The sequence below is a fragment of the Leptolyngbya sp. GB1-A1 genome (assembly GCF_039962475.1).
Taxonomy (GTDB): domain Bacteria; phylum Cyanobacteriota; class Cyanobacteriia; order Elainellales; family Elainellaceae; genus Leptolyngbya_A.
This window is the reverse complement of the sequence record NZ_JAMPLI010000063.1, coordinates 1-22274: the sequence shown is the minus strand read 5'-3', so window position 1 is coordinate 22274 and position 22274 is coordinate 1. Positions and strand designations below refer to the sequence as shown.

The window sequence follows — 22274 nt, the reverse complement described above, 5'->3', positions numbered from 1 at the left end:
GGGGGGATATTGTCTCTCAGGTCAAATTGATCGAAGTACTCTTTGGCGTAGCTGCTTAAGACAATGACCTTGATAGGTATCGATTGTCTTTAGTGAGTTTTTGCGACACAACCGCCGCAGCTCGCAAAGTATGGCAATCCTTACCTGCACGCTATCGCCAATGTGCGATCGCCTACACCGACTTTTGGGCAGCGTATGCAGCAGTTTTACCCAGTAAGCGTCATCGAGCAGTGGGTAAAGAGACTGGAAAAACCAGCTACATTGAGCGGTTCAACAACACATTGCGGCAACGGGTGTCTCGCTTAGTGCGAAAAACTTTATCCTTTTCCAAATCCTTAGAGAATCACATTGGTGCGATTTGGTATTTCATCCATCACTACAACGCATCATTACTTTTGTAGTACTACTCATCTAAAAACTGTTGTAATCACCTGGAACAATATAAACTGAATTAATTGCAGGCATTTGCTTTGTTTCAACGAGTGCCTGGTAAAGCATGGCAACTGTTTCTGCACGAGTTGCAGCTTGGGTAGGATTCAATACTTTCGGATTAGGGTAATTGACAATGAGTTGATTAGAAGTAGCAGTTGCAATCTGTCCTGTTGCCCATGCCGGAATGCTTGTACTGTCTTCATAGAAGCTTAACTTTGTGTTATCACCTGCAGGAGCTAACTTTAAACCACTAACTAACGGCGCAACTACTTCCACACGTTTAAGAGTGTCGTTAGGTTTAAAGTCATTACTGTCTCCCAGTCCAACTAGAAATTTATTACTATAATTTCTCTGAATGGCATTATACGCCCAAAAATCAGGAGGAACATCGACAAAATCCTTCACTGTTTGCGTTTCTGGCAGATTGAAAGCTTGGGTTAATAGAGCAGCATACTCTGCACGAGTTAACTTTGCATCTGGCTGAAATGTACAGTTTGGATAGCCTTTAATAATACCTTGAGTCGCCAAAGCTTGAATAAATTCTGAGGCCCAGTTGTTATTAATATCACTAAAGGCTGTACATGAAAGAGATTTCTTGAAGATCTCTGCGTCTTTTGGAAGCGCTATATAATCAATATCGTTCCGAGATTTAGCCTGATTCAACGCAAGGTCAAGCGTTTTCAGGGGATTCGTTTGGGTGCCATTGTTGCGATCGTCTCCGTTATTAGGATTAACGTAGATGGTTGAAGATGGTTCAGGTTTTGCCGAGAAGAATCTATTTAGCAGAAAAAGCAAAGGAATTAAGATTAGAAGGGTCAGTAAAAGTTTGTCTACAACTTCAAACTTTGTAGGTTTCTTTTGGGAAAACTTTACACGGCTAGGACAACGCTTCTTGCGGTTTGGTATCATGATAGGCTTCAAGGCTTGTAGCAAGTCTCCCCTCGCTCGTTTTTTGGGAAGAACATGATTATTTTAACTATATTGTCTTATCCCTTATGCTGTAATTATTACAGCTATTTCTTAGACATTTATCTTTACCTGTGTTTGTTGGTATTTTAGTACCACAGCACCAATTCTTCTTACTGGTTTGAGAGAAACTCAGGTTGTGTCGCAAAAACAGACTAACGGTAAGGAGGGAAAGCTTAACCCCTGTTCCTGAGTTTTCATACTGACTCTATATCTCTTTAAATAGCGGCATCTTCTATTAGAAATCATCTTGCTGAATATGCAGTGGTATTATCGTTACTGCCTAGGTTCTGGAACTTATAGAAAATGATGCAAGAGCGAGGAGTGGAAGTCGATCACTCAACGATTAACGAGTGGTGTTGAGGTACACACCCTGCTTGACTGACAGAACTAAGAAGCTGGAAAACGGCTGAGAACGATAAATTCACGCTCGAAAGCATCATTCTGTTGTCGCTTCGAAGCAATGGCAGGTTGAGGGTCAGGCAGACTGGAGAGGAATGGATAAACCTGTATCTTCCATTGCTGGGTGATGGCAAGGCGAATCCAATTCCAACCGAGCTTGAGATAACTCATGCCCCGATTCCAGTGAGCATCTACTCGGCGATGCTTGCCTGACAGTAACACATTCATCCCTTGCAGTACCAGAAACAGCATTGTCAAAGCGATCACCCCGCACAACTGGGACAGGGCAAATTTGTCCCGCAGCCTGGAGGCTTCGAGATTGAATCCGTTCGACTTTAGATCCAAAAATGATTCCTTCACCTGAAACCTGAGGCGGTATTGAGCAAACGTTTGCAAGTTCGTCGGCTCATCGCTCACAATCGTCCAATCCTCACCGCCTTGCTTATCATGGGCAAACGCCAGGTAAACGTTGGGGTAGGGCTTGGTCTTGCCTACTGATATCGCACTCGTGAAGTAAGCCTGTCCAGGCTACAAGTGCACCGATGATACTTTGCACCATTGCCCCTGGTGCTGAAACTGAAACGAACGTTTAATCCGAATCCGAAAATGCCAACCCAGATTTTCCTGGAGGTACTTCATCAGTTTGCCATCCGCAAAGCCCCGGTCTGCCAACAAAACAATTGCCACACCCTCGGGCAAGATTCTTTGGGCTTGCCGCAATACCCTTTGAATCGTCCACAACCGGACGGTTCTGCTGGAGTGCGCTACCACTCGTCAAGCCACTGGGACGGTTCTGCCCCGATACACGACACCCACCTAGATAATACAGAAACAATTCCACACCACGGTTGTATCCAGACTCAGATAGAGGCGTTCGCGCTCCCATCCCAACAGGGCTTGCCTGACCAAGGCATGATGGGCTGAAGCGACATCAATGCGGCGATTGGACAACCAACGTCGAAACCGTCGTTGATGGGATTGAGCAATTTGGGCACGGCTTGTCACGTACACCCCAAACCCATTGAGATGCACGTTCTGGCTTTGAATTATGCCGATGATCATCCAACACAACGTTTGTCGGTGATGAGCATCTTGCCATTGAATGTCACATTGGCTCAAATATCGAGACAGCGCATCATAAAGACGGGAAGTAGGAGACATTGATTTGCTGATTGGTGTGGTTACTTCTCAGCCTAAATCATGCTCTGCTTCCCTTCTAGCTTTCCTTTCAGCTTCCTCCCGTTTTGTCAGTCAAGCAGGGTACACACCAGAACTAAACAAACAGATTCATCTTCATTTGAAACAAACAATTCATGGTGCGTTGATGAACGAAAAACGGAGTTTATCTATCATTCAAGAAGTTTTTGCAACACAACTAATAAAGGTGCTTGATATTTAATAAATAGGGATTAGATTAGAACTAGTCCTATTAACCATGTATTAGCAATCCCAAATGTCCCGAAGCCAGTTCCCGAGCTCCATGTTCAAGATCGTTTCAAGCATGCTTGAGACAAGGCTGAGTTCAGGCTTTCTTAGAATTAAGGGATTAAAAGTAGTAACGAGCTTCCTAGCACTTTTACTTTTAACTTGGCTACTTCTGACTCTTTTCTATCCACCAAAAAGTAAGCCTGGAAGCCCTCTCAGTCCTGAGCTAAAAGAACTAGACGAAAGCCTAAAAATAGCGAGAGAGACGACAGACCCATTCATTCGTGAGGACTTTATTCAACGAGAAGCAAAAAGATTTGGGAAAACGACAGACGATTACAAAAAGCTGATGAGCATCCGTAAGCGAGACGGAGACATTCTGCCTAATGCACCTTATGGCGATTCTCTGGGGGATTGGGTTCGCTGGTATTTCGATGAGCTGATCCCGGAACAACGGCTCAGTGTGGCTTGGGGTACGGGTCTTTGGGGAATTGGCAAGGTAGCAACTTTCGCGATCGTCTTTGCTGTTTTGCTTTTCTTGCTTGAATCACCGAAACGTTCACGGCAAGCAAAATATCAGGCATGGCAGGTTGTTTATGCAGCCTATGGGCAAAAGGTGAGTGGTGCCAGGATTGCAGCTCTAGAAGATTTGCGAGCACGGGGGGAATCTTTATCGAGTCTGACTTTAGAAAAAGAGGCTGTTTTAAGCGAAATCAATTTAACAGATGCTGACCTTACCGATGCTAACCTTAGTCATACCGATCTCAGCGATGCTATCCTTTGCGGTGCTAGATTGATTGGTGCTAACCTCAGTGGTGCCATTCTGATCGATGCTGACCTCAGCCGTACCAACCTTAGCGATGCCATCCTCTGTAATGCTAGGCTTAGCAGCGCTATCCTCTGTGATGCCATCCTCTGTGGTGCTACGCTCAGCCATGCCATCCTCAGTCGTGCCGATCTGTGTTGTGCTGACCTCTGTTATACCGACCTCAGTGGTACCGATCTCAATGGTGCTATCTTCTGCGATGCCATCCTCAGCCACGCCATTCTCAATGATGCTGACCTGAGCAGTGCCGACCTGAGTGGTGTTGACTTGAGTGGTACTGATCTAAGTGGTGCTAACCTGAGTGGTGTTAATTTTCAGGAGGCTATTCTGCTCGCTTTAAATTTGAGCAAGAGCAAAGAACTAAGCCGAGATCAACTAACAGGATTAAATCCACCTCTTCTCTGCGCTGCGAATCTACCTGATGGAATGAAAGATTTATCCAATCGAGATTGCGATCGACTTCCTCAAGTTTTGATGGATAGGTATCCAGATAATTTCAAGACATTAGATGAGGCAAGGGAGTATATGAAAAATGTCCAGAATCTGAAATAGTGCGTTAATACCTGCCTTACTTATCTCAGTTAGGGTTATATAGATTTGAGAGGTATATTTTTAATTTCCCCAGCAATAAACTGTTTGAGTGCGTCCCCTTGCAATCCTTGTTGAGTACCCCTTGCAGCGGCATCGTTAGCACGCTGATAAACAGCATTAAAAAAGGCAATATAACGATCCTGTATCTCTGATCCTTCAAGCCCAGGGGTAAGGCGGATTTTCTCACCTCTAATCTGATTCAAGTTAGACGTGGCAAAACCAAAGCTAGCCCGCCCGGTGAGGGGTAACTTCTCCTGAGTGGCAAATTCTTTGAGCTTATCGACAAAAGCATCCTCGGCATCAGTATTACCTGGAAACTTAATGTCAAGAAACACCGCATTGGGATCATCTGTCTTGGCTACCTGCATCACAGACGTTGTTCCTGGACTCCAGACCATACCGGGAGTCAGGGCATTATAGAAGCGTTTTGTATTGTCCATAATGGCTTTGTGATACTCATCCGTATCCTGAGAAGCATGGACACCGATGTGAGAAAGCCCTTGGAGACTCGTACCTTTGAGTTGGTCTTCTGGGGTTTCCATCCGCTGATTGAAATCGGCAAAGGCTTTGTGACTATTAATGTTGACAGTGAAGCCGCCGTAATAATTATCCATCCCCAACATATCGAACTTTTGGGCACTGCGGAACAGAACAACATTGAGCTTGCCAGACGCAATGCGATCCTTATTGTGTTCGAGGAAAGCCTGTACGTCTTTGGAGTTTACAAAGTCGATAGTGCAGTCGATCGCCACGGTGAATTTATCTGCTACCAAGTTGTTGCGGTAGAGTTCGTCTACATGGTGCTGAAGGTTTTCAATCTGATAATGATTCCGACCCAGCGAAATATTGTGATGGAAGTCGCAGACATAAAGGTCTAGTGGTTTCTTGCCTTGAATAGTAGACGGATCAAGGGGCACTGTGCTGATGCCATCAGAACCCCGCACGGTATCCCCATCAAACTTTGACACACTATACGTGCCGGAGGCGGTTACGGCACCAGCAGATTCATAGTAATGGTCTTTAACCACACAAACATTGAGTTCGTTGCTCTTTTTCAGGGCTTCAACGCTGGAAAGAATACTTGCCAAACAATGCATGGCTGAGGGTTTGAGCTGCACACCGGGCTTGTCTAAGTTGGTCGGAATGATAGGGTCAGACGGATTCGTCAGCCTAGCCCGGATACTATCACCAAAGGCATCGGTGCTATAAGGTTCCACTAGGGAGAGAAGGGTCGCAATCTGTTGCTGAATCACCTCCACCTGGTTCAGAAAATTGATATAGGCTTCACTGATTTGAGTGGAAGTGGGGCGATTTGCTGAGGTTTTCAAAAATGCTTGACTATCCACAGCACTAGCCATTGCATTCAGCATACGATAGTAGGACGTTTGCAGAACTTCGTCGAGTTCCTGATCCTGCATGGCTTTGTCAATCCCCCCCTTGTCAGCGTTGTACGCTGCTAGTCCTCGCAACAAATTCACAGTAGCTGTGGGTAGAGTTTTGAGATACGGTGGGGCATTAACAGTGTTAGCCAGTGTCTCAAACTGCTGGAAGGTTTTATGCTTTGTGAAGTCTTTGAAGCTGGAAAAGACTTTCGGGGTGGGTTTGTCAGAAGTTGCCAGTTCCGTTAACTGAAGGCCCCGCTTTTTCAGAACTGTGGAGGGATCTTCTACTTCCAACCACGCCTTCCTGGCCTGAATTGGATCAAGCAGGTATCCTGAGTGGCTCATGCTGTGCTGGATAGAGTCGAAAAACTCTCCTGACAAAGAGCGCAGTCCAACATTATCTCTAACCGCTTGTAAAAGCTCTTTTTGAAGTGGAGTATCGCTGTCTCTAGGAGTTCGGATTAAGAAATATGGGGTAAGAAGTACATCTACCCCTTTGTAACGGGTCATTGCCCCAATCTGGAGGCGCTCCATGATGCTGGCGAACACCTTCTTGTCCATGTCAGGATGGGTAGCCAGAAACTTTGCTACTTCAGCAAAAAAGGCTTTTTCCAGATCATCATTCATCTTATTAATTTCTTTGGGTTGTGTCGCTTCTTGTTGAAACAAATCAGTAATGTCGAGAACAACATTGTTTGTTAGAAGCCCGCCCCTTTGTGCGTTACTAAAGAGATCTTGAAGCGCCTTGCTAAAGTCTGCCTGACTGGTAATTTTGGTGTTGACTCCCTCCATTCCATACTCACGAGCCAGCACCTCACGAAACGTGCTGTTGTCGATCAGATGTGCAGCATTTTCATCCAAGCCCATAGCACTGCAATAGGCTTGCTGCACAGTGTTGAGCAGAGGATTGAATATAAGTTTTCCGCTGCGGTAATAGAGAGCTTGCTCGTTCAGTACAGGGGAAACTTGAGCACCCAGTTCTTCAGCTTTTTGGGGGCCCAGTGGTGCCACCTTGCCAAAGCCTTGCAGCATTGTGAGCGCCAATTTTTTCTGTACAGCGGCGTCTTTACCGTTCAGGTCACGGTATGCCTTCATTAGGCTGGCTTGCTCAAGATACCATTCGCGCGTGATTTCTTTAATTTGCCTGGCAGTTGTGCTATCAGCAGTGCGGAGCAATCGGCTAACGTCAACGTACTGGGTATGGTCAAGAAACTGAGCATTTTCAGATCCTTGCAGTAAATTAGTATCTCGCGCCATTTGACGTAGATCACTCGCGTCAGTCTTAAGTCGTCCAATATTGGTGCGCACGGTGTTGTAGCTGCCATCCCCTGCTACAGCCTTGAAGAGCTGCAACATTCTAACTAAGGAGCGACCACTCTCAGTAGTGGGTTCAAAGGGGGAGAGTTTGCCTTTAAACGAGGTGCCATCTGAGAAATCCTTGAGCATTTGAACATCGCCATTGGCGTCGGCTAAGTCAATGATTTTTTGCAGTTCGGCTTCCAGGTTTACACGGGCTAAGGCTCTGTCCCCGCCGAGGGCAACCAGTTGTAGAATGCCACCCCGAAACTTATCGACGCGACCAGCAAGTTTCTCAGCTTCTCTACGAACGTTAGGATTTTTGAGCTTGGTTGTATTAATGCTGGGTTTGGCTGGCTCGCGCTTGATCAGGGCTAAATTTCTGTTCTGAATGTCACGTAGTACAGCAGATGATCGCCGCTTGGTTTTGCCGATCGCCTGCTCTATTTCCGCACCATCGATCGCAACTTGATCATCCTGGATCGATCGGAGGCGGCTGGCGCGAAGAGATTGGCTATCTGACGATGACTGTTCTGCTGATGAAGGGGTAGCTGTGCGATCGGTGTCATTATCGCGATCGGTGTCTCTGCGCTTGAGGGCAAAGTTCAAGTCAAGCGTAGTGGAAGTCAAGTCGTCTGTGGTTTTTGGACGGCGTAGATTGCTAGACTGAGGGCGATGGTTAGTATCTGCTGCTACACTATCCAAATCTCCTGTACTGGCAGCGCGACGCTTTTTCACTTTGCCTGAGAACATGATCGATGGCTCCAAATGTTGAGGGGGTTAGGAGGGTTTTGGCGGAATAGTTCAGATCAGTCTGGTTAGGCGGCGATCGAGAGACAGATGAGGTAGCGATTAGCCCGGTAACCATATTATGCAACTATGTAGTCTGACTAGTTGAACTGTCCCCTCTCTACAGCTAGACTCGGTCACTTCGACTGACGAGACACAATGAGACATTATCTGCTCTCGACCCACGACTGGAACGCCTTGCGCTCTTCGTATGCGTCCACGTACTTTCCGTTGGCATGATGGGTGGTGCGGTTCTCCATCAATCGTCCCAAGTCCTGGTCTTGAAACCAAGCATACACATCAACCTCATCCCACGACATGCCGAATCGATCCTCTGCATCAAGTTGCGATTCCACGGCTCCGTCCTTCACCGCTAGCCCTGTTCTAGGGCTGAGAAATAGCCCTGTTAAATGCTGGTAAGCATGCACAAACTCTTCTAGGGCTGTAAGCAGGGCTACGACATTCTCCGGATCCCAATTTACACCTCCCCCCTTGTCCATCTCAATTAGGTTCCCTAAATTCTCTACCCTGGCCTCTGCTGACTTGCCGTCCTCGCTTACCGCTAACATATTTGGTTCCAAAAAGGGGTGACGTTTTGGCTTTGTATTGACCCTGACATTAAGATTCTGCTGAAGTGCTTTCCAGAAGCCGCTGTCTCCAAGCTTTTTTAACGCATCGTCGTACTGCCCCTTACGGATATATTGTGCAACGTTGTCCAAATAAGTATGTAAACCCGGAATATCCCCACGTGCGGCTTGTCTCTGGGACTCACTCGTACCTTCTCTCGCCTTGCGTAGTACGATCATACGTTCAGATGCAAGAAGTTGGTCAGTGATATTCTGCAGTTCTGAGGCGAGTTGTGGTGGGACTGCATCCGCACTCATCCGTTGCATCAACATCGCTGCCCTGTCTCTGTCACGCCATATCTCGGCAATTGCGCCGTCATCCATGGTTGAGAGATTATCTGGTACCTTCGACCCTAATAGATTTACGGATTCTTTAATGAGCGCCGCTTTGAGTTCGTCGGATTCTTCGATGAGCGCCGCTTTAAGTTCGTTGATCGACCTCTTGTATTTCTCGTATTTCTCTGGGTTCTTGGTCGATAGACGGTTGAGCATCTCGAACACAGTGGACACTCGATCGAGTGTGCCATCTTTAACTATCTGATCGAGCTCTTTTACTACGTCTGCTAGTGATGACTTTGTCTGATAAAAACTCTTAGCTTCGAGTCTTATATCTCCCTGTTTGAATGGATTTTGCCTTGCACGGTTTACCGCGCTCGCATCATTAAAAAACCGATCGCGAAGCGTCTTTATCCTCTCGGTTTGTGATTGTTCCTCGGACTCTAGCTCTTTGTCTTGTGCAAACTTGCTGCGAATTTCTAGTGTATCTTCCCTAGGGTGTGACCGATCTAGAGTACGTCGAATTGATGTTTCATCGGCACTAGAGAATTCAGGTAAGGGTGTACGTTGCTTCGAAGCCTCGCTAGATCTTTTGCTTTCGTCACTCTCTGCTAGCGATGTGCGCACCCTCGGTGTTTCATCTCTGCTTTTAATACTGTCGGGACGATATTTCTCTTTGCTGGACTTGCGGCGGGGTGCTGAGTGCATAATTGATGTCTTCAAAGGTTGTTGAGTGCACTAGGTCGTTTTGAGTTACTTGGTAGTAAGTTCGCTATTTTTGTTGCTGACTACTTCTGTGCCAGTGAACCGCTGCTGCAATTCATGCGTTTGCCGGGCACTATCACTTACTAACTGTGCTGATCGCAATACCAAAGTCGGTGCTTGTTCAAATACATTATTGATATCCTCCTGAGAATAAGCTCGAACATCACCCTGTTTCGTTACAAAACTCTGACGCGTAATCTCACCTTGAGCCTCTGCATTCGTTAAAAAATTCTCCAACAGTTCCGGTGGCACGAAGGCTGCATGTCGCTTCAGAAACTTCTCCTCGCTGCTAGCATCCCGATGTAGCGGCAAATACTCGACCTTACCTTGAGCCGTTTCTGTCGGGTAAAGCATCCGCTCCTTGCCAATATCGTATTTAGGCTTCAAGGTTTTCAGCGTTTCGTGCTGTTTTTCTTCACTTACTTCTGGCGGCGTGAACCCATCCCAAAGTGGTGTCCCATCCTCCGCTTGCCGTACTGGAATTGGAGGCTCACGATCATTCCGACGATTGACCCCAGCCGGTAATTTGGCGGCTCGTTGTGCCCGCCGCTGTAACCCATCCGCTGCATCATCCCGCAGTGCCGTCCGGCGACGTTGGCTTTCATGGTTCGCCACCACATCATCTGGAATAAACAACCCTTTCGCCAGCTCCAACCCATCCGCTTCCCCTTTCCGTGGCAGGTAAATAGTCTTACCCTCCGGGGTGTTGACTGGATAAACCTTGCGCCCCTTGCCCAGGTCGTATTTGGGAGGGCGATCGCTCATGGCATTTTCTGCACCCAAAGGAGCCTTCGCAGTAACGTCCTCATCATTGAGATAGCGTCCCTGGTTCAATTCAAGAGCTGTGGCTTCGCTTTTTTTGGGCAAATACTCGGTACTACCATCAACTGCTGCCGTTGCAAATACCGTGCGTCCTGTAGCAAAGTCTCGCAGAGGAGGCTTGTTGAGTACCTTGTTTCCTTTGGGCGGAACCTCCACCTGCTCGTCGGGGACATATTTCCCCTGGCTGAGTTCCAGTGCTGTGGCTTCGCTTCTTTTGGGTAAATATTCCCGCTTCCCATCAGCCGTTTCAGTGGCAAACACCGTGCGCCCCGTGGCAAAGTCTCGTAGCGAAGCTGATTTCACTGTAGTCAGGTCGGCAAGAGTATTGACTGGGGCTTTCTGCACCGCAGCATCGGGTATAAACGCACCATTCTGCACCTCAAGCGAGGTTGCTTCACTAGAGACAGGCAAGTATTGGATCTTGCCCCCATCACCCTCCACCGGAAACAGCGTGCGCCCCGTCGCAAAGTCCCGCTTGGGTTTTCCCTTGGGACTAACCTGTTTTCCCTGGGTTGGATTGAGATCCCGCTTCGCATTCTGCCGTTTTAGGGCAGCAGGCTTACTCACCTGCAGTGGCGAATAAGGGTTTGTATCTGCTCTAGCATCTGCCCGTGCCCGTCGGGCTTCTGGACGACCTGGTGTTAAACTGCGGGTGCTTTGGCTGCGAGTGAGTGCCCCCGGTGTTGACGCACGTTGACTACCACCACTTCCCAAAGATGGCGATAAAGCTGATCCAGAGAGTGCACTATCTGTTGCCGATCGAGTCCGATTCGCAGCCCTACCACTAGTCACACTTCGCCGTACACTAGAGCGTTGCAACGGTCCCTTTTGCCTGCGGCGGATCAGCTTTTTGGTTTTGGCAGTACTCATGCCTTACCTTCCTCAATGACTAAACATTCGCCTTGTACACCAAAACCATCTCTGCATTTCGCAAAGCCGTTCTATCACCCTTCAATGTGAAGATCCACTCGCTTCCTTTCTGCCCAATGCTTAATGTGCTGGGTTGCAGATAAGTATTATTGGGCGCGGATAGATCATTAATGGTGAAGATCGCACCGCTGTTGCTGCCGTTATTGTTACTGCCGTCATACTGGTAACGGATCAGCAAACCAATAATTTTGCTGCTGTTCATATTGGGGAACATCTCCCGCGTAAAAGTAATGTTGACCTCATCACTGTCACCAGAGGTTAGCGCTGCCCACTCATCAGGGAAGTTATAAGCGATGTCAAAGAAGCTGGTAGCGTTGTAGGGTTTGAGCACGCCTTTGACTTCATTGGCAAATCGAGTGCCACCCTGTTTGGCGGTATAGCGTAACTTAATTGTGACATCCAGCAAATCAGCCGGATTGTAAGATCCCTTCTTGCCATTAAGTTCCAACCGCCAGGTGGAGACGGCTCCTGTACCTTCAAACGGCAGATACCGCTCATCCCCAAAGTTCAGCTCAAACATACCGCTGTTCTCGGTGTACTGGTCAACGTGAGACAGGGCAATTTGCTGGCTAGCCCGCCAGTTAGCTCGCACGTTCGGGGTAGACTCATTGGCAGGATCGATCAGGTGTTTCACCGCTTTGATGTCAGTATCCATCACCAGTTTGCTGCTGAGTTGGGTCAAGGTTGCGTTCACGCTTTGTCCTTCACCGATATCAAAGGCAAGGGATACGGATTTGATCTGGCGGTTGTAATGACCGGGGAAGTCGTAGTCAAGTAACTCTTCGCTCAGGCGGAAGGTGCAAGCCCCTTGAGTCTTTAAAGCTAATAGCGCCAAAGGATCCAGTTCCAACAAAGAGATATTCTTTGTAATTTCCAGGCGGCGACTGTCGGTTTCAGCGTAGGCTTTTTCCATTCGATCGAGATCCAGTTCTAGAGAGTACCCAGCGAGCAGCCCTTTACGTTGGCTATCCCAGTACATCCCCGTGATGTAGTTGACTTTACCTGCCTGGAGTCCTTTCTCAAAGATGAACGACTGCTCCGCTTGCTTGGCGTAGTCGTGCGCCAGTTTAAAGGTTTGGAAAAATAGACCGGAGAGTTTACCGCTCATCCAGTTATAAAGCTCTGCATTCGAGAACTTGCTCTTCATAAACTGGGCGATCGCCTTGCTATTTTCAATCTCCTTTTTGTGCATCAGCAACTCTTGCTTTGCCATTGCAATACGGCAGATTTGGGCATCAATTTGATGAGCAAGTTGCGTCATCTCCCAAGTAGCCATTTTCTTTTGCAAATCCCAATCTTCAGTGGAACGCTTGAATTGTCCTACGACTCCAGCTGCCTCTCCACCCATGCTTAGCCCTTCTGCCAAAGATTCTTTAGCTTCCCCAAACTCAGCTAACATAGCACCAACGTTTTGCCCACCGGACGTGACACCAAAGCTAAAGGGACCGGCTGTAAATTGTGGAAGGACATAGGACAAACCACTAACAACCTTGCTTAACACCGCTATACCATACACGCTGGCTGCCGCACCCATCATCGCGATTTGAATACGCTCTTCAGGCAAATAACCAGCATCAATTAACTTGGTGTAGTGATTCAGCTGATCTTGAGCCCGAAGCTTGCTTGTCTCCATATCTTGCAAGGAGTTTTCTGCTTCTTGAATTTGCTGATCTTTTAGCACTGTAACCAGATCGAGCATCATTTCCTCCTGCGTATGTTGCAGCAGGCTGAGTTCTTCGGAGTCTTGCTTCTCTAATGCTGAGAGCAGAGTATCACTCAAGTTTTTTAGCTTGCCCGCCAGATCTCGGGCTTTCGCCATGAGCGTATCAAACCGGTAATCTGATACATTCACCATACCGCCTGCCATCGCTGCTGCTGCTATTCCTCCCTTACTCGCCGCGGCAGCAACCAGTGCCATCGGATCGATCGGCGGCTGGAACAAAGGCAGTGGTTGAGCCACACCATCGATGTTCAGACAGGCACGAATTTTTGCAAGGCGGTCTTCCACCCGCGTCCAATACTCGGTAAAGAGTTCGTTCTCCTTAATGAAAAAGTAAGGATTTGTAATGGTATCAAACTGAGTTGCAGCAAAACTCAGGCTCTGTTCGTAAGGGACAATACTACTGCTTGTAGGGCTGTTTTCCAGGTCAATCAAAAAGTCGTAGTCTTCTTTAACATTGCCTGTATTGCCCGTATAGTGCTTAAAGTCTTTGTAGGCTTTCGTGGGACTTAGAACGACCTGTCCCATGTTCTTTGGTTTTTCACCTAAAAGGTCATGAGCCAGAATGTAGAGCATCCTTGCTTCTTGAATGGATTCTCGGGTGTATTGCCGGAAGAGTATGTCACCCCAATCCAGTAAGTTATCGATGTAGCTCATGACGATCGCTTTACGATACGCCAGGGGACGCAGTGCTGCAATTGCATGTGGATCAAACGGATCTTCTAAATAAACAGCGAGTTGTGCGTCGTAGTTACCCATCAGGTCAATGCGATAATCAAGCTGTTTGATAATCTCCAATACTTCCTGCATTTCACTTTGCCACCTCACCAAAAGCGGGTTATTGCTACTGATGGTGGCGGCACTTGTATTGAGATTGTCAATGGCAGATTCCAGAGTGATAAAGGCAGACCATCGGGTAATGTCGGCGAGTTTATAGCTAAACTCTATGGCTGATGTAATGTTGTGGATAAGTGTTGCCTTTTTCGTGGCTGTGAGTGTCTGAGTGTTGAACGCTTCACGTAATTCTCTAGTCAGCGTTTCATTGTTTGAAAAATCCACACTCCTATCAACGACCCTTTGCTCAAGTTTGTCAAAAATGCGAACGTGATAAGAATCTCCGATTTTCGCAACTATCACTAAACCCTTCCCATTTGGTTCAAGGGCATTGATATTAGCAACGGTCTTCAGCTTTAGGTCATAAGTCTCGTAAAAAGTGATATCTGTTTTACCCAAAAAGACTTCCTGATAAAATACCAATTTTGCCGCAAGGCTTGACAACGCTTCACGGGCAGCGATTACCGTACTATGGCTGTGTTCATCCCCATCGGTATTCTTGGTGCGGGTTAAGGCATCAAAGGCATCTAGGTCATTACTGAGGGTAGAGATCAGCGCATTTGGGTCAGCAGCCAGGAAGGGCAAAAACTTCCAGTAATCCGAGGTTTCTGTCGGATCGAAAATATATTCGTACCACTGTTTGGCGTACTCAAATTGCTGATTGGTGTTGAGGGTCTGTGCAATCAGGAAGGGAGCGTGGAAGAATACCTCCCAGTAGTACATGCCGTTGGCACTATTAAAGTCGAGGTGGTTGTTTGTCGGTTCTGTATCGAACTTGTCTGAGTTCAGTTGAATATTGCGCGGTTTTGGATCATTAAAGCTGATGGTCGGAACCTCGTCCATTTCCTGAGTTGACATTTGCAACAGGTTCTTAATGCCACCCACAAACAGCAGTTGATTAAGTACTTCAGCAGTGCTAGAAGTCAGACGAATGATCTCGTACTTGACGCTGTCAAATTCGTAGGGTTTGGGTTCATTCGCATCGCTCATGTTATAAGAGATGGAGCGATCGCCTTGAATCAGATACAAGGTTTTCTTGCCACTAGCATCAGTATGCTGAAACGCAGCATCAGGACCAAACCTTCGAATGTCTGAGGGAATATTGCCCCAACTACCGGCAATTGACGACTTTTTACTGAGTTCGGTAGGTTCATGAGCATTTTCACCTAGACGAAAATACTCCGTGCCCGAGAATAGATAAACGTGTTTATTTAAGACAAAAGCTGCATTGATAAAATTGTCAAAATTGACAGACGCACGGGGATAATCATTATGGATGTAGCGAGGAATCGGGTCATTGTTACCAGCACTCGATTGCAAAGTGTAGCGATAATATTCAGTTCCTTTTTTACCACCAACTTCAGTATCGACAAGCAGATATAAATTACCACCCGATAGGTAAGCTGCATTGACTTTCTGAGTTTTCTCCAGGTTTGTTAGGAATACTCCCCAAACCCCTACTGTCGTTCCAGTCGCTGCTGTGTCACTCCGGTAATATGCACAGGTGCTGTTGTTAAACAAATAGGAAATGTATTGACTCTCAGCAGTAGGATCTGGCGAAGTAAATGCTGCATCAAGCTGTGTCCATTGCGGAAAGCCTTCATTGTTGGTGGATAGTTGTTTGGGATAGCCAGTGTCTGCCGTGCCGCTAAATTCGCCATCTGCTGTAGGAGTAAACCGCAGGTATTGGTTGCCGCAGAATAAGTACAATGCGTTGGTAACACCCAAATTATTTGCACCGATAAAAGCAGTATCAACTCGGTTGTATCGCCAAATTGCATTGACAGGAGCGGTGCCGAGACAAACAGATGCTCTGAGATCAAAAATATCTCTACTTTCAGAGCTATCCTTCAACTGGGCAAGAATTTCAGGGAGCCTCTGGCTGTTATCAAACAGGTGGAATGTATTCGTATCAGTGATGATAATTAGGTAGTTACTGTTGGCAGTGGTAAAGGCTCCTTTGATCGTCACATCTGTGTTGTAGAGCGTAGAAACATCAAAGCCGTATTCTTCGTCAAGCTCACCCCTGACGATTCGATCGTTCGACTGCCCTAAAACCCTATCCAACCCACTATTGCCACCAAAGTCTACAGACTCATACTGATAATTACTAGATGTACCCGTTCTCCTCCAGGCTCTCGCAAAGCTTTTACCGTTGTTGCTGATGCGACCATACTCACTGTAGAAAGCGAGGTAGTATACAGTGTGATTTGCATCGCTATAGCTAAAGCCAGAGGTCCAGTTCTGGTCATCCTGGTTGCCCTCAAAAGGACCTGGCGCTGAGTCCTGGCTGTTGCCATCCTTCACATAGTAGCGATCGCCACTGGCGTTAACGACCCAGATACCCCCATCAATCACCATCATGTTGGTCAACTTATTGCCTTGACGCTCAACATTGTCAACTGAGCTGCCAAAGAGGCTTTCTAGAACCATCTTAACTGTAGTATTCTCCTTTTGAGTGCTTTGAATGTTGTCGCCGATCGTCGTATAAACGGTATACAAGTCGTCGTTGGTTATCGGATCTCTGTGAATGACATGTAGCTCACGATTAAAGACAACTGCTCCTAAGATTGCACTGCCTAGTGCGTCGCCTCTAGGGTGACCAAAACTGTGACGAATTGAGCCCTGTGATGTACCAAAATCACTGCGCAATACCTCCCCTAAATCATTGTTAAACCAGAAGTGAACCCCATTGATATTCGTAAAGCCAGCATCAATCTTGCTCCAATTGCTAGGCAAATTACTAATCAGTATTGACAGGGCGTAGGGTTTTCTAACCAAGCTATCAAAAGACGCTCCATCGTATTCGTAAATCTGTTCATTGAGTGTCAGATAGCTACAACCATTGATGACAAAAGCCGAATCAACAATACCTCCGATTTCCATCTCGCTTGGAGCATCAATTCCCCATCGGTTTCTGATAGGCTCGGCAGTGGGAGTCGTTGTGCGATCAGCAGAGGTTTTGATGTAGGTCTGATTGTCCAGAAAATAGTAAATATCTTGCTCTACCTGTACTGCAGCCGTGATATGAGCACCAGGCATTGTACGCAGTCCAGGCAGGTTTTTTGGTCTGGCGAGCTGAGTATTACTGGATAGCGCGCTCGCATCTGGCTTAACCAAGAAACCACATCCCTTATGGTTATAGGCAAACCAAGGGCCATCCATTGAGTTGTCACTGTAGTTAAGCTTTACGATATTGGCATCTTCGATCTTTTTAGGGGCAACAAACTCATTAGGGAAAAGCTCTTTGAACATGATCTGACCCCGGTTGTCAATGGTTTGCTGCGTCGCCTTCTGCGAATACAGCTCGGGCATCAGGTTAAACGCTCGGTAATTGAGTTTGCGTCCCTCTTGAGTAGCCGTTTCACTCAGGTAAAAGCGCACAGTGATGTGGATGTTTTCATATGTATAGTTGGTTGCAGCCTGCTTTAGCTTAGTAGAGTTCTCAACGAAAAGTTCCACATCGGAAATAAACTGGTTTGGGAACGTTAACTCTGCAATATCATTAAACGTCGTTTTCAGGGTTTGGGGTTGTGTCCAGCGTTTGTTGAGGTTGTAGAAGGAAAAATAGACCTTGATTTCTCTGACAATCTCGACTGAGGAAGACACTTCTTTTTTGCCACCGCTATCGGGTACGTCTTTAACCACCACACTTCCTGCAGATGGATCTTTTGCCGTTTCGTCTAATGCCGTCCAGAACACAAACACCCGGTTAAACGCAAAGACTGGCTCTACGCGGGTCGCTTTGATGCTAATGTCTAATTCTTCCCAGGGCTCCCAGACAGCCACAGTACTATCACCGTTCACAAACGTGCCAAAGCGGTAGAAATAGCGCATGGGAGCGGTGCGGGTTCGTCCAAAAAGAACCAACTTTTTGTCGTCTGTGCCTGAGCTGTTATCGTCGTAAACATAGCCTCCAGCAATAGTTAATTCAGAGACCTCAGTGAAGCTATCAAGGTATTTAAGATAAGCGTCTTCAACGGTAGCTTCAGTCAGCTCACCTTGAGCCAGGCTATCCTGCAATGCCTGAAAAGCAGCAGTTTTGGGATTGCGTAACTCAGGTCGAATATAGTTCTCGGGGTATAAGAAGACTCTACGATTTGCTTCCCACACACGATAGTTTCGCAGCCATTGCCAGCGATCTTTCAGGATCAAACGAGCAGCTTGTTGATCAGCGGCATCCAGGGCAATGTCTTCTAGATTAATAAAGTAACGGTGCAAGTAAAGCTGGACAGCCCCGATCGCTTCCTCAATTCGTGAAGTTTCAGCGGCACTGGACATTTGAATGTCGATCAGTAATTTCTGATAGAGCTGACGGGTAGTGCTGATATCGGGGTCTTTAGCGATTACGTAGGACACCAAGGCATCCCGCTTGAGCACATTCAATTCATTGACGATCTGGTTGACGAGAGTAGCGTAGTTATTATCACAGTTGATTGCAACCAGAACATCGTAAGCCCCCTTAGCAGCAGCCTCAACATCAGGATTGCTGCCATAAAGTGGTAGCCAAACCCTGTGATATAAGGCCGATACATCCACATGGAGACGGCAAGTCGTAGCAAGAATGTCGTAGAGACGCAGCACCAATTCCAGTTGAAAATCCTCTTCCACATCATTCACTGATGCAGGCAGAAAGGCATTCCGCTGTTTAACCCAACGCACCTCTCGCTTCTCAAATCCGAAGATAGCAGCAAAGTGCATGTAAGGTTCTGATATGGTGCCTTTAGCACTGCTGACCAGCTCTGTTAAAGTGAGCTCACCTCCTGTAAAGCGCTGCCCCAAAGCTTTGAAGCGGCTGATAGCACGTACATCACTCAACAGGTAATCTGACCATTCTCCCCAGCGGTAAGATAAGACTTGCCCAGGCTTGTGCTCATCGTGGTCGCTGAGGTCGAGGTTATAGGTGACAAAATTAACGCCAGTATGAAAGTAGATTTCGTCCTCGAATTGAAATACAGCATCAACCCCTTCTGCTTTCAGGATAGTGGCGTCTAGCTGGGGCCAAATTTCCTTGATGTAGCGCGGGTATTCCCCATCCACATAGCAGGCTTCATTGTAGGGATTTAGGGCAAACAGGGCAGTGGTGTCGCTATACCGCACAAACTGCTGCTCTTTAAAGACATACAGGGCACCGTCGCGATCCACATAGGCACCATCGATCGCTTTGGTATCGGAAGCAGCAAAGGTATTGTCAAGATTCCCCCAAACCTGATTAATATCGCCTTCACTGCTGCTCTGGGTGCGATCATCAGCAGTAGTCACGTTGATATATCGGCGTTCGTTGAAGAGTACCAACCCAAGATTGGAGAGGTAGAATGCTGCATCAATACCATCACGATAAATTTCATTCAGGCGGGCTAGCCCCAATTCTGCGGCTAAGCTTTCAGCAATGATTTTGGGGTAACCCTCGTCGATATAACGATAGTGATCGCCGGTGTAGCGAATGTACTGCTCTCCTGAAAACAGGTAAGTCTGCTTATTTTCAGCATCAACAAATGCCGCATCAACGTAGCCACCCGCCGTGAAATTATTGTCAATGTGACCCAAACCATCGATGTCATACAACACATATTTGTTAGGGCTGCCAGTAAAGAGGGTATTACGGGTGAAAAAGTATAGGCAGCGGCCATTATCGAGCAATCCGTTGAAGAAGGCAAAGGGCTGATCGGCTTGGGTGTATTCGGCTTCCAGGGTATCCAGGTAGGATTGGAACTCTCTGGACATAAACCCAAAGGCTGCTTCCTGACGCAAATAGGTTGCAATGGCTTTGGGATACCCTTCGTCTACATAGCTGTAATCTCGACTGCTGTAGCGCACATAGGAATCTCTGGCAAAAAGATAGGTAACACCGTCACTGCTGACCCAGGCAGCATCAACTCCCTGACTGAGGACGTTAGTTTGCAAGCCCCAGTTACCTTTAATCGAGGTGACGTTTGTCCAAGTATTGGTACTACTGTCATAGGACACATAGCAGTGCTGGCTGAATAAGTAGATTGTTCCATTCGCACCAATAAAGCCCGATTTCAATTCTTTAAAGTCGGTTCGGTTAAAGGGAACACCACTGTAGAGCAGGGCTAAAGGTTGTGGATAACCCCAAGTTCTAGTGTTGAGATTAAAACTGATAAATCGCTGGTCACTGATGAAGATGAGCGTGTCATCCTGTACAAAAATAGCATCAATGCTGTCAAAGTTCTGTTGCTGATACGCTTCAGGAATGTTCCACAGTCCGTAATCACCCTTTTGTGGATAACCAGGCTCAGGGCGATCGTAAGTATCCTCGGTGTAGTGCAAATAACGGAAGTTACCATTGGCATCGGGTCGCTCAAATAGATAGGTATCCTCTTCCCACACATAAGCCAGGGCAACATGACGCAGTCCCTGCCATTTATCGCTGATGCGTTGCGGAGGATAGATGACTGTCTGCTGCACATAGTTACCAGAGCGGTACTGCACGAACCATTCACCCGAGAACACATAGGTAATCCCATCTCGCCCCACAAAGGCAGCATCAATAGTTTCATTGTCATAAATCGGGTTGCGCGATCGACCCCAGACATCAGCAATGGCAAAGCTCCGCCCTAAATCCACATCGTAGTACTTGTCCCCGGCAAAGATGTAGCTCTTACCGTCAGAACCACGCACGATAGCACTGATCGCAGCATCGAGTTTGCCCTCAGCTTTTTGTGCAGCCCGTGGGGTGGCAGGGGTTAGGGTCAAAACGGGATCGTCTAAGTGGTTGAGTTTTTGCCAGCTACCACTGCTCAACGCATAGTTAACACCCCGTTCCTGGGTTACTGCCTGAATATTGGCAAAGTTGTGATCGGTATAATGTTTGTCGTTATCTTCATCACTAATGACAACATGAAAGCTATCTCCTTTAAACAGATAAACTTGGCGTCGATCGGCAAAAGCCGCATCCAGTCCATCAGGGAAAGTAGCTGACATTCCTCGAAACCGAGGTTCCTGGGATAAGCGGCGAGTGGAACGAGGATAGCCCGGTTCTACAGTACTGTAGTTGCTGCCTTCGTAGCGGAACATTTGATCGCCAGAGAACAGATAAGTATGCATTGCTGTCCTATCAACAAGCTGACCGTTAGCAGCCTGTTCTTCCCAGCGAGATTCAACCACGAAAGCAGCATCAACCTTACCTGTTCTGTCGATATTGTTACGAACCTTTCCCCAAAACTTGTTGGTTAAGCGAGGATAGCCATTATCAAGCCTATGCAGGTTGGGGTCGGAAAAGCGCAGGTACTTAGAGTTGTAGAATAAATAAGTTTTACCGTCGGTACCGGTAAAACCAGCGGTAATGTGATCACCTTCGTTAATACCAACCAAGGAGCGATCGAATTGCTCGGCGAGAATTTTCGGCTCCGACCACCAGCGACTAGCGTGGTTATGTTCAATGTAATAGTTACCTGCAAACAGATAGATCCTGCCATTAGGACCATTCATGATCGCATCAATTCGAAAGTCGGCAGCACCCCCTATGAAGCTCTCCGGCAGGCTCCAAAAAGCATTGTTTACTGTTGCAGGAAATACTTCAATCTCGTCTACATCTGGACGATTGGCAAGTACTGTTTCAATGGTTCTCGCGTTGGAATCTACTGCGTCTACTTTTAAGTAATCATCTTCATCCCGACGTAGGGTAGAGTAGCTTGTGTAAATGCTTTCGTTCTCACGGTTTGTACCAAACAAGTATGTTTTATTTCCCAACACAACTGCCCCATTAACACGGGTCAATCCTTCCCAATCCTGGGCAATATTGCGTGGAAAACCGTCGTTCACTTGCGTATAGTCGCTACCAGAGTAGCGCACGTAGTGGTCACCCGAAAACAGATAGGTGTAGCCATCCAGTCCCACAAAGGCTGCGTCCACTCGACCGTTATCGGCAATCCCATTTAAGACTTTTCCCCACTTTATACGGGCGTCTCCAGTTATCGGGATTTTAGTTGTTGAATCGAGCGCGACATAATCATCACTCCGGAATAGATAGATGCGATCGTCCTGTCCATGCAGTGTTGCATCAATACCAGAAACAAATTCGTCGGGGAGGGTAGGGAATTCTTGGTGCAGAGATTTCATCAAGTTTGCGAGGCTTAGGGGGATGGGGGCGATCATTCAGGGCTTCTTCTAGCGTCGCTGAGTGGACAAACTTCTCACGAGCTCGCTCTACTGTCGAAAGATTCACGCCT

The 22274-nt window shown here is 47.1% G+C and carries 10 protein-coding genes and 2 pseudogenes; 4 read left to right on the top strand and 8 right to left on the bottom strand.

The genetic code is table 11. The annotated features are described in order from the left end of the window. Positions 1-119 precede the first annotated feature (119 nt). Positions 120-401 (top strand): annotated as a pseudogene (locus NDI45_RS27600) (IS1 family transposase); the annotation flags it as partial. Between the two features lie 10 nt (positions 402-411). Here the strand turns inward: NDI45_RS27600 and NDI45_RS27595 are convergent. Next, a complete protein-coding gene (locus tag NDI45_RS27595; RefSeq protein WP_348249668.1) occupies positions 412-1341 on the bottom strand; it encodes an S-layer homology domain-containing protein in 930 nt (309 codons plus the stop codon). Positions 1342-1597: 256 nt separating this feature from the next. Between NDI45_RS27595 and NDI45_RS27590 the strand changes: the two are divergent. Continuing rightward, a pseudogene (locus NDI45_RS27590) lies at positions 1598-1698 on the top strand (IS6 family transposase); the annotation flags it as partial. Positions 1699-1788: 90 nt separating this feature from the next. Here the strand turns inward: NDI45_RS27590 and NDI45_RS27585 are convergent. From NDI45_RS27585 to NDI45_RS27575, 3 genes are all read right to left on the bottom strand, one after another. Further along, positions 1789-2217, bottom strand: coding sequence for a hypothetical protein (locus NDI45_RS27585; protein ID WP_348249667.1), 429 nt, complete (start codon positions 2215-2217; stop codon positions 1789-1791). Between the two features lie 111 nt (positions 2218-2328). Beyond that, positions 2329-2571, bottom strand: coding sequence for a transposase (locus NDI45_RS27580; protein ID WP_206755123.1), 243 nt, complete (start codon positions 2569-2571; stop codon positions 2329-2331). Positions 2572-2616: 45 nt separating this feature from the next. Next, a complete protein-coding gene (locus tag NDI45_RS27575; protein WP_348249666.1) occupies positions 2617-2961 on the bottom strand; it encodes a hypothetical protein in 345 nt (114 codons plus the stop codon). 4 nt (positions 2962-2965) lie between these two features. On the opposite strand from NDI45_RS27575, the gene NDI45_RS27570 reads away from it, so the two are divergent. Both NDI45_RS27570 and NDI45_RS27565 read left to right on the top strand, forming a co-directional pair. Continuing rightward, a complete protein-coding gene (locus tag NDI45_RS27570) occupies positions 2966-3199 on the top strand; it encodes a hypothetical protein (RefSeq protein WP_190794738.1) in 234 nt (77 codons plus the stop codon). An 81-nt stretch (positions 3200-3280) separates the two neighbouring features. Further along, positions 3281-4603 carry a pentapeptide repeat-containing protein gene (locus NDI45_RS27565; protein WP_199296872.1) on the top strand — a complete coding sequence of 441 codons (1323 nt, stop codon included), beginning with the start codon at positions 3281-3283 and terminating at the stop codon, positions 4601-4603. Between the two features lie 35 nt (positions 4604-4638). Here the strand turns inward: NDI45_RS27565 and NDI45_RS27560 are convergent, their stop codons facing one another. The 4 genes from NDI45_RS27560 to NDI45_RS27545 all read right to left on the bottom strand — a co-directional run bounded on the left by NDI45_RS27560 (position 4639) and on the right by NDI45_RS27545 (position 22200). After that, complete coding sequence (locus NDI45_RS27560; protein WP_348249665.1) at positions 4639-8058, bottom strand: hypothetical protein; 3420 nt, start codon at positions 8056-8058, stop codon at positions 4639-4641. 218 nt (positions 8059-8276) lie between these two features. After that, positions 8277-9719: a hypothetical protein gene (locus tag NDI45_RS27555; RefSeq protein WP_206755124.1), complete on the bottom strand. Its 1443-nt coding sequence runs from the start codon at positions 9717-9719 to the stop codon at positions 8277-8279. A gap of 45 nt (positions 9720-9764) precedes the next feature. After that, on the bottom strand, positions 9765-11468 hold the full coding sequence (locus NDI45_RS27550) for a hypothetical protein (RefSeq protein WP_348249664.1): 1704 nt from the start codon (positions 11466-11468) through the stop codon (positions 9765-9767). A gap of 19 nt (positions 11469-11487) precedes the next feature. Next, positions 11488-22200, bottom strand: coding sequence for a hemopexin repeat-containing protein (locus NDI45_RS27545; RefSeq protein ID WP_348249663.1), 10713 nt, complete (start codon positions 22198-22200; stop codon positions 11488-11490). Positions 22201-22274 lie beyond the last annotated feature (74 nt).

What these genes read in the sequence shown, in the direction of transcription:
- NDI45_RS27595 (WP_348249668.1), bottom strand. Translation starts at nt 1,341, where the DNA reads ATGATACCAAACCGCAAGAAGCGTTGTCCTAGCCGTGTAAAGTTTTCC.
- NDI45_RS27575 (WP_348249666.1), bottom strand. Translation starts at nt 2,961, where the DNA reads ATGTCTCCTACTTCCCGTCTTTATGATGCGCTGTCTCGATATTTGAGC.
- NDI45_RS27565 (WP_199296872.1), top strand. Translation starts at nt 3,281, where the DNA reads ATGTTCAAGATCGTTTCAAGCATGCTTGAGACAAGGCTGAGTTCAGGC.
- NDI45_RS27555 (WP_206755124.1), bottom strand. Translation starts at nt 9,719, where the DNA reads ATGCACTCAGCACCCCGCCGCAAGTCCAGCAAAGAGAAATATCGTCCC.
- NDI45_RS27550 (WP_348249664.1), bottom strand. Translation starts at nt 11,468, where the DNA reads ATGAGTACTGCCAAAACCAAAAAGCTGATCCGCCGCAGGCAAAAGGGA.
- NDI45_RS27545 (WP_348249663.1), bottom strand. Translation starts at nt 22,200, where the DNA reads ATGATCGCCCCCATCCCCCTAAGCCTCGCAAACTTGATGAAATCTCTG.